1 protein-coding gene is annotated in these 10,465 nt (G+C 66.6%); it reads left to right on the top strand.

All coding sequences use genetic code 11. The features are described 5' to 3' along the window. A partial coding sequence (locus AC5Y4F_RS26635) for an amino acid adenylation domain-containing protein (RefSeq protein WP_499999644.1) occupies positions 1-10,465 on the top strand: 10,465 nt, incomplete at both ends.

Here is a 10,465-nt window from a genome sequence, read left to right as displayed (position 1 = left end):
TCTACACCTCCGGCACCACCGGAGTCCCCAAAGGCGTTGCGGTCACCCACCACAACGTGGCCCGTCTGTTCGACTCGCTCGACGTCGGCCTGCGGCTCACGCCGGAGCAGGTGTGGACCCAGTGTCATTCACTGGTCTTCGACTTTTCGGTGTGGGAGATCTGGGGTGCGTTGCTGCACGGGGCACGGCTGGTGGTGGTGCCCGAGTCCGTGGCCCGGTCGCCGGAAGACTTGCACGCGTTGTTGATTGCGGAACAGGTCACCGTGTTGAGCCAAACCCCCAACGCGGTGGCGATGCTGTCGCGGGAGGGCTTGGGGTCCGTCGCGTTGATGGTGGCCGGTGAATCATGTCCTGCTGAGCTGGCCGAGCATTGGGCGCCGGGGCGGCTGATGATCAACGGCTACGGCCCGACCGAAACCACGGTGTATGCGTCGATCAGTGCGCCGCTGCGCGCCGGATCCGGTGTGGTGCCGATCGGTACGCCGGTGCCGGGGGCTGCTTTGTTCGTCCTCGACAGATGGTTACGGCAGGTGCCCGTCGGTGTCGTCGGTGAGCTGTATGTGGCGGGTTCAGGACTTTCGTGTGGCTATGCGCGCCGGGCGGGGCTGACCGCTGCGCGGTTTGTGGCCTGCCCGTTCGCCGGTGACGGCGCGTCGGGGCAGCGAATGTACCGCACCGGGGACCTGGTGTTCTGGGGTGCTGACGGACAGCTGGTTTACCGGGGACGCGCGGATGAACAGGTCAAGGTCCGCGGGTACCGGATCGAGTTGGGGGAGATCCAGGCGGCATTGGCCAAGCTGGACGGGGTCGAGCAGGCCGTCGTGGTCGCGCGTGAAGACCGTCCCGGCGACAAGCGGCTGGTGGCATATTTCACCGGAACCGCCGATCCGGCGCGGGCTCGCGCGGAGCTGGCTGAACTAATGCCGCCCTATATGGTCCCCGCCGCGGTGGTGACGCTCGATGCGCTGCCGCTGACCGTCAATGGCAAGCTCGACAAGCGCGCCTTGCCTGCGCCCGAATACGCCGCTGGCGACGGTTACCATGCGCCGGCCAGTGGCATACAGGAGATCCTGGCCGGCATCTACGCGGAAGTCCTCGGTGTCGACCGAGTGGGGTCTCAGGACTCGTTTTTCGATTTGGGCGGCGATTCGTTGTCGGCGATGCGTGTAGTGGCTGCGATCAACAAATCTGCGCAAGGCGACATTTCGGTCCGTACGCTGTTCGAGGCGCCCACGGTAGCCCAGTTGGCATCGCGTTTGGGCGACGCGGAAGGCCGGCTGGAGCCGCTGGTGGCGACGGAGCGGCCCGCGGTGGTGCCGTTGTCGTTTGCGCAGAATCGGTTGTGGTTCATCGACCAGCTGCAGGGTCCCTCGGCGGTGTACAACATGGCGGTGGCGCTGCGCCTGAGCGGGCGGCTGAATGCCGACGCGTTGGGGGCCGCTCTGGCCGATGTGGTGGGCCGTCACGAAAGCCTGCGCACGCTTTTCCCGGCGGTCGAGGGGATTCCCCGGCAACTGGTTATCCCTGTGCAGGAGACCAACTTTGGTTGGCAGCGCGTGGATGCCACGGGCTGGTCGGCCGACCGGCTGCGGGAGGCAATCGCGGCAACGACGCAGCGCGCTTTTGACCTGGAATCCGAGATCCCGTTGCGGGCACAGCTTTTCCGCACCGCCGATGAGGAGCACGTGCTGGTGGCGGTGGTGCATCATATCGCCGCCGATGGCCTGTCGATCACCCCTTTGGTGGGTGACTTGGGTGTCGCCTATGCCAGCCGGTGTGCGGGGCGGGCCCCGGATTGGGCGCCGTTGCCGGTGCAGTATGTCGATTACACGTTGTGGCAGCGCGAGCAGTTGGGTGAGCTGCAGGATCCGCAGAGCCGCATTGGCGGACAGGTGGCTTACTGGGAAGACACGCTGGCCGGGATGCCGGAGCGGATTCAGCTGCCCACCGATAGGCCCTATCCGCCCGTAGCCGATTACCGTGGCGCCAGCGTGGAGGTGGATTGGCCGGCGCATTTGCAGCAGCGGATTGCTCGGGTGGCCCGTGAGCACGATGCAACCGGCTTCATGGTGATGCAGGCGGCCCTGACGGTGCTGCTGGCCAAGCTCAGTGGCAGCGCCGATGTGGCGGTGGGCTTCCCGATCGCCGGGCGCCGAGATCCGGCACTCGATAAGTTGGTGGGGTTCTTCGTCAACACCTTGGTGTTGCGCGTCGACCTGGCTGGTGACCCCACGGTTGCCGAGGTGCTGGCGCACGTGCGGCAGCGCAGCCTGGCTGCTTACGAGCACCAGGACGTGCCGTTCGAGGTGCTGGTCGAGCGGCTTAACCCGACCCGATCGCTCAATCATCACCCGCTGGTCCAGGTGATGCTCGCCTGGCAGAACTTCGCCGGTGACCCAGCCACCGGTTTGGCGCTCGGGGACATGAAAGTCAGCACCGTGCCTACGGAAACCCGCACTGCCCGGGTGGATTTGACGTTCTCGTTGGCCGAACGCTGGACCGAAGCCGGTGCCCCGGCCGGCATCGGTGGCGCGGTGGAGTTCCGCACCGATGTGTTCGACGTGGAAGGCATTCAGACGCTGATCGAGCGGTTGCGGCGACTGTTGGAGGCCATCACCGCCGAGCCGACTCGGAGGTTGTCGTCGATAGACGTGCTGGTTCCCGGCGAGCACAGCCGCCTGGACCAGATCGGCAACCGGGCGGTACTGACCCGGTCGGCGGCGTCGGCGGGCTCGATTCCGGAACTGTTTGCCGCGCAGGCGGCGCGCACACCGGGGGCGGCGGCGCTGACCTTCGAGGGCCGCTCGCTGACCTACCGCGCGATCGATGAGGCGTCAAACCGCCTGGCGCACTTGCTGATTGCCCGGGGCGCAAGGCCAGGCGAGCGGGTGGCGCTGTTATTGCCTCGGTCGGCCCAGGCGGTCGTGGCGATGTTGGCTGTACTCAAGACCGGAGCGGCGTACGTGGCGATCGATCCGGCGCATCCGGTCGCTCGGACGGAGTTCATGGTGGCCGATGCCGCGCCGGTCGTCGCGATCACCACCGCAGGCTTGGCCCATCGTTTGGACGCCCGCCGATTGGCGGTCGTCATCGTCAACGACCCGGGAATTGAGTTCCTGCCCAGCACCGCGTTGCCCGCTCGGGCGGCTGAGGAGATCGCCTACCTGATCTACACATCGGGCACCACCGGAGTGCCCAAGGGGGTGGCCGTCGCTCATCAGAACGTCATTCGGCTACTGGAATCGTTGAATGTTGACGAAGAGCTGACAGGGCAGGTGTGGACGCAGTGCCATTCGCTGGCCTTCGACTACTCGGTGTGGGAAATCTGGGGCGCGTTACTGCACGGGGGCCGCTTGGTGATGGTGCCCGACTCCGTGGTGCGGTCCCCGGATGAGCTGCACGCCTTGCTGGTTGCCGAGCAAGTAAGCATATTGAGTCAGACCCCGTCGGCGTTCTATGCGCTGCAGACCGCGGATGCGCGGGCAGCTGAATCGGGCAATCGGCTCAAGTTGCAAACCGTGGTGTTTGGTGGTGAGGCGCTGGAACCTGGGCGCCTCGCCGCCTGGTTGGACCGCCACCGCGCATCACCGCGGCTCGTCAACATGTATGGCATTACCGAGACGACGGTGCATGCCTCGTTCCGGGAGATCGGCGCCTCCGACGTTCACCGCAGTGTCAGCCCGATCGGCTTGCCGTTGGCCCATCTCGGATTCTTTGTGCTCGACAAGTGGTTGCGCCCGGTGCCGCTGGGCGTGGTGGGTGAGTTGTATGTGACAGGCAGCGGTCTTGCGTATGGCTATGTGGGACGCGCCGGGTTGACTGGGTCACGGTTCGTGGCATGTCCGTTTGCCGACGGCGGGGCGCGAATGTATCGCACCGGGGATCTGGTTCGCTGGGGGACGGACGGCGACCTGCAGTACCTTGGCCGTGCCGATGATCAGGTGAAGATTCGCGGCTATCGCATCGAACTCGGCGAAGTGCAGACCGCCCTGTCCGCGCTGGCTGGGGTCGAGCAGGCGGCGGTGATTGCCCGTGAAGACCGCCCCGGCGACAAACGGCTGGTCGGCTACATCACCGGTACCGCGGATGTGGCCCAGATCCGCGCCGAGTTGGCCGAGCGACTGCCCGCCTACATGGTGCCGGCGGCGGTGGTGGCGCTTGACCGGCTGCCGTTGACGGTCAACGGGAAGCTCGACATCCGGGCCTTGCCGGCGCCGGAGTACAAAGAGAGCGGTCATTATCGGGGCCCCGCCAGCGCCGTCGAAGACCTTTTGGCCGGGGTGTATGCCCAGGTACTGGGGCTGGAGCGGGTCGGCGTCGATGAATCCTTCTTCGATTTGGGTGGAGACTCGTTGTCCGCGATGCGGGTGGTGGCCGCGGTCAACACCGCTCTAAACGCCGGTCTCGCGGTGCGCACACTGTTCGAGGCGCCCACGGTGGCCGAATTGGCATCGCGCCTGGGCGACGCGGGCGGTGGGCTGGAGCCCTTGGTGGCCGTGGAGCGACCCGACGTGGTGCCGTTGTCGTTCGCCCAGAACCGGTTGTGGTTCGTCGATCAGTTGCAAGGCGGCTCACCGGTGTACAACATGGCGCTCGGGTTGCAGCTGAGCGGGCGTCTGGATGCCGAGGTATTGAGGGCGGCGCTGACCGACGTGGTTGGTCGCCACGAAAGCCTGCGCACGTTGTTCCCGTCGGTCGAGGGGATTCCCCGGCAGGTCGTGGTGCCGGTCGAGCTTGTCGATCTCGGTTGGCAGGTGGTGGACGCCAGCGACTGGCCGACCGGCCGGCTGACTGACGCCGTGGGCGAGGTGGTGCGAGACCCCTTTGACCTGACGTCCCAAATCCCGTTGCGCGCAAAGCTTTACCGCATTAGCGACACGGAGCACGTATTGGTGGCGGTCCTGCATCATATCGCCGCCGACGGCTGGTCGATCGGGCCGCTGGTGGGCGATCTCGGTGTGGCATATGCCAGCCGGTGTGCGGGCCAGGCTCCGGGTTGGGCGCCGTTGCCGGTGCAGTACGTCGACTACACGCTGTGGCAGCGCGAACAGCTGGGTGAGCTGCAGGACCCGCAGAGCCTGATCGGCGCGCAGCTGGCTTATTGGGAAGACGCGCTGGCCGGCATGCCCGAGCGAATTCAGCTGCCCACCGATCGGCCCTATCCGCCGGCGGCCGATTACCGCGGGGCCCGAGTGGTGGTGGACTGGCCGGCGCAGTTGCAGGAGCAGGTCGCCCGGTTGGCCCGTGAGCATAATGCGACGAGCTTCATGGTGATGCAGGCCGCGTTGGCGGTGCTGCTGGCCAAGATCAGCGCCAATTCCGATGTGGCCATAGGATTTCCGATCGCCGGAAGACGGGACCCGACGCTAGACCGTTTGGTGGGATGCTTCGTCAACACGCTGGTGTTGCGGGTTGATCTGGCCGAAGACCCCACCGTCGCGGAGTTGTTAGCCCAGGTGCGGCAGCGCAGCCTGGCCGCCTACGAGCACCAGGACGTGCCGTTTGAGCTGCTGGTGGAGCGGCTCAACCCGACGCGATCGATGAACCATCACCCCTTGGTTCAGGTGTTGTTCGCATGGCAGAACTTCGCTGGGCAGGAAAATAATCCCGCCGCCGGGCTGACTCTGGGCGATCTGCAGGTCAAGCAGGCGCCGGTGGATACCCGTACCGCCCGGATGGACCTGACGTTCTCGTTGGCCGAACGCTGGACCGAGTCCGGTGAGCCTGCCGGGATCGGCGGCGAGGTGGAATTCCGCACCGACGTGTTCGACGCGGCCAGCATCGAGGTGTTGATCGAGCGGTTGGGGCGGGTGGTGGCCGCGGTCACCGCGGACCCCGGTCGGCGCTTGTCGTCGCTGGATCTGCTCGATGCCACGGAGCACGCCCGGCTGGCGAGGTGGGGCAACGGTGCGCTGCTAGCCCGGCCCGTGGTCCGGGCGGTTTCGGTACCAGGGTTGTTCGCCGAGCAGGTGGCACGCACGCCGGAAGCTATGGCCTTGACCTTCGAGGGCCGCACGATGACGTACCGGGAGCTTGAGGAGGACGCCAACCGACTGGCCCACCACCTGGCCGGCCACGGCGTAGGCCCCGGTGCCTGTGTGGCGCTGCTCATTCCCCGCTCTGACCGGGCGATCGTCGCGATCTTGGCGGTGCTCAAAACCGGAGCGGCATATGTGCCGATCGACCCGGCGCTGCCGGCAACCCGGATCGACTTCATGCTCGGCGACGCCGCGCCGATCGCCGCCATTGCCACTGACGGGCTGCGCGGGCGGTTGGACGGGCACGACATCGCAGTGATCGATATCGACGACCCCGCTATTGGCGATCGGCACTGCACACCGTTGCCGTTCCCGTCGCCTGAGTATGTCGCCTACATCATCTACACCTCGGGTACCACCGGCGTGCCCAAAGGCGTGGCCATCACTCACCACAACGTGATCCAGTACATCGGGTCGCTGTCCGCCGATCTGCGGCGCCCGGGCGTCTGGACGCAGTGGTTCTCCTTGTCGTTCGACTTCTCGGTCCTCGAGATCTGGGGGGCGCTCTTCAACGGTGGGCGGCTGGTAGTGGTCCCCGAGTGGATGACAAGCTCGACGACCGAACTTCGCGACCTACTGATATCCGAAGGAGTCGACGTCTTTGGTCAAACCCCTTCGGCCGCAGGAGCTATGTCGCCCGATGGTTTGGAGTCGGTCGCCTTACTCGTGGGTGGTGAAGCCTGCCCGGCCGACCTGGTGGACCGGTGGGCGACCCCCGGGCGGGTGATGATCAACAAGTACGGCCCGACCGAGGCCACGGTGGATGTGACCTACAGCGCGCCCTTGATCGCGGGCTCGGGGGCCCCGCCGATTGGTTCGACATTGCCGGGGGCAGCACTGTTTGTCCTTGACATGTGGCTGCGGCCGGTCCCGCCCGGCGTGCTCGGTGAGTTGTACATCTCCGGAACCACCGTGGGGTACGGATATTGGCGCCGTTCCGCTTTGACCGCATCGCGATTCGTGGCCTGCCCGTTCGCCGGACCGGGAGCGCCGGCGCAACGGATGTATCGCACCGGTGACCTGGTGTCCTGGGATGCTGACGGGCAGTTGCGTTATGCGGGGCGTGCGGATGAGCAGGTCAAGATCCGCGGGTATCGCATCGAATTGGCCGAAGTCCAAACGGCGCTGGCTGACCTCGAGGGCGTGGCACAGGCGGCAGTGGTCGCCCGGGAGGATCGCCCCGGCGACAAACGTCTGGTTGGCTACATCACCGGGACCGCAGAACCCGCCATGCTGAAAAGCGCTCTGGCCGAGCGATTGCCGGCCTACATGGTGCCGGCCGCGTTGGTGGTGCTCGACGCCTTGCCCTTGACGGTCAACGGCAAACTCGACGCGCGTGCCCTACCGGCACCCGAATACACCGATGCCGGTCAATACCGCGCCCCGACCAACCCGACCGAGGAGATCCTGGCCGGCCTCTACGCCCAAGTCCTCGGATTGGATCGGGTCGGAGTCGACGAATCGTTCTTCGAACTGGGCGGTGATTCGCTGTCGGCGATGCGGGTGGTCGCCGCGGTCAACACGACGCTGAACGCCAGCCTCGCGGTGCGTGCTTTGTTCGAGGCGCCCACGGTGGCCCAATTGGCACCGCGAATCGGTGCGGATGAAAGTGGACTCGAGCCGCTGGTTCCGGTTGAGCGGCCCGCGATAGTCCCGTTGTCGTTCGCGCAGAACCGGCTGTGGATCATCGATCAGCTGCAGGGGCCCTCGGCCGTTTACAACATGGCGGTGGCCTTGCGCCTGGACGGGCACCTCGACGCCGACGCGCTTATGACAGCGATGACCGACGTGGTGGGCCGTCACGAAAGCCTGCGCACGCTGTTCCCCTCGGTCGAAGGAATCCCCCAGCAGCTGGTGATGGCGGTCGAGCAGGCCCACTTCGGCTGGGCCGTGGTCGATGCGACCGGCTGGTCGGCGAACCGGCTGGAGGAGGCCGTCGGGGCGACGGTGCGTCGCCCCTTTGACCTGGCCGCCGACATTCCTTTGCGCGCAGTGCTTTTCCGCCTAGCCGATGACGAACACGTTCTGGTGGCGGTGGTGCACCATATCGCCGGCGACGGCTGGTCTATGACGCCGTTGGTGCGTGATCTGGGAGTGGCGTATGGCGCGCGGTGCGCGGGGCAAGCCCCGGGTTGGGCGCCGTTGCCGGTGCAGTACGCCGATTACACGTTGTGGCAGCGAGCCCAATTCGGCGATCTGGGTGATAGCCAGAGTCGCATCGGTGCGCAGCTGGCCTACTGGGAAGACACACTGGCCGGGATGCCCGAGCGCATTCAGCTGCCCACCGACCGGCCCTATCCGCCGGTGGCTGACTACCGCGGCGCGCACGTCGCGATGGAGTGGCCGCCGGAGTTGCAGCAGCGAGTGGCCCAAGTGGCCCGCGAGCACAATGCGACCAGCTTCATGGTGATGCAGGCCGCCCTCGCCGTGCTGCTGTCCAAGATCAGCGCAAGCAGCGACGTCGCGGTCGGATTCCCGATCGCGGGGCGCCGCGATCCGGTGCTGGACGATCTGGTGGGTTTCTTCATCAACACGCTGGTGCTGCGGGTTGACCTGGCCGGAGACCCCTCGGTCACGGAGTTGCTGGCGCAGGTCCGTAGTCGCAGCCTGGCCGCCTACGAACACCAGGACGTGCCGTTCGAGGTGCTGGTGGAGCGGCTCAACCCGACCCGAAGCCTGACCCATCACCCGCTGGTACAGGTGTTGTTGGCCTGGCAGAACTTCAACGGGCCGGACATCGGGTCCACCGCCGGGTTGCGCCTGGGTGATCTGCAGGTCACTACGCTCCCGGCCGACACCCAGGTCGCCCGCACCGACCTGACTTTCTCGTTCGCAGAACGCTGGACTGTGGCCGGCGAGCCCGCCGGGATCGACGGAATGGTGGAGTTCCGCACCGACGTGTTCGATCCGGACAGCATCGAGGCGCTTATCAAGCGGTTGGAGCGGGTGCTGGTGGCGCTGACCGCGGACCCGACCCGGCGGCTGTCGTCGGTCGACCTCCTCGACGACGCCGAGCGCGCCCAGCTACATGGATGGGGTAACCGGGCGGCGCTGAGCCGGCGTGTCACCGCCTCGCGCTCCATTCCGGAGATGTTCGCCGCGCAGGTGGCGCGCGCCCCGCAGGCGGTCGCGGTCACCGCGCAGGGCGTGGCGATGACCTACCGCGAGCTCGACGAGGCCACTGATCGGCTGGCGCAATTCCTGGTCGCTCAGGGTGCGCGTCCCGGTGAGCGTGTGGCGCTTCTGTTTTCGCGCTCCGCCGAGGCCATCACGGCGATCCTGGCGGTTTTGAAGACCGGCGCGGCGTACGTGCCGTTCGACCCGGAGCATCCATTGGCGCGGATGGAATTCATGCTCGCCGATGCCGCGCCGATCGCCGTCGTCACCACGGCAGACCTGCGCCCGCGCCTGGAAGGGCGGGGTCTTCTGGTCATCGACTTCGACGATCCCTGCATCCGTACCCATCCGTCTACCGGCCTGCCGGCGCCTGCGCCCGAGGACATCGCCTACCTCATCTACACCTCAGGCACTACCGGTGTGCCCAAGGGCGTTGCCATCACACACCTCAACGTTGCCGAGCTGTTCGAATCACTCGAGGGCGAGATGCAGCTGGAGGAGCAGGTGTGGTCGCAGGCGCATTCCCTGGCCTTCGATGTATCCGTCTGGGAGATCTGGGGCGCGCTGTTGTATGGCGGTCGGGTGGTCGTGGTCCCCGAGTCGGTGACGCGGTCACCGGAAGACTTCCACGCCATGCTGGTGACCGAACAGGTCAGCGTGTTGAGCCAGGTGCCCTCGGGGTTCTACGCACTGCAAACCGCGGACACGCTGTCACCGGAGCTCGGACGTCAGCTGCAGCTGCAGGCGGTCGTGTTCGGCGGTGAAGCGTTGGAGCCACAGCGTCTTCGAACGTGGTGGCATAACCATCCCGGAACGCCACGTCTGCTCAATCTGTATGGCACTACCGAGACGACGGTGCATGCCTCCTTCCGGGAGATCGGCGACGGTGACTTGGACAGCGCAGCGAGCCCCATCGGGGTGCCGCTGGCGCATCTGGCGTTCTTCGTGCTGGACGGTTCGCTGCGGCCGGTTCCGGTCGGTGTGGTTGGGGATTTGTATGTGGCCGGTTCCGCGGCGGCGTACGGCTATGTGGGGCGGGCCGGGCTCACGGCGTCGCGGTTTGTGGCGTGTCCGTTCGCCGGGGCATCGGCCCAGCGTATGTATCGCACCGGTGACCTGGTGTGTTGGGGCGCCGACGGGGAGCTGCGGTATGTGGGTCGCGCAGACGAGCAGGTCAAGATCCGCGGGTATCGCATCGAGTTGGGTGAAGTGCAGGCGGCGCTGCTGGGGCTTGACGGGGTGGAGCAGGCGGCGGTGATCGCCCGTGAGGATCGCCCCGGCGACAAGCGGCTGGTCGGCTACATGACCGG

This window comes from Mycobacterium sp. NGS56, from assembly GCF_059812425.1.
This window is presented reverse-complemented; position numbering and strand designations above follow the sequence as displayed.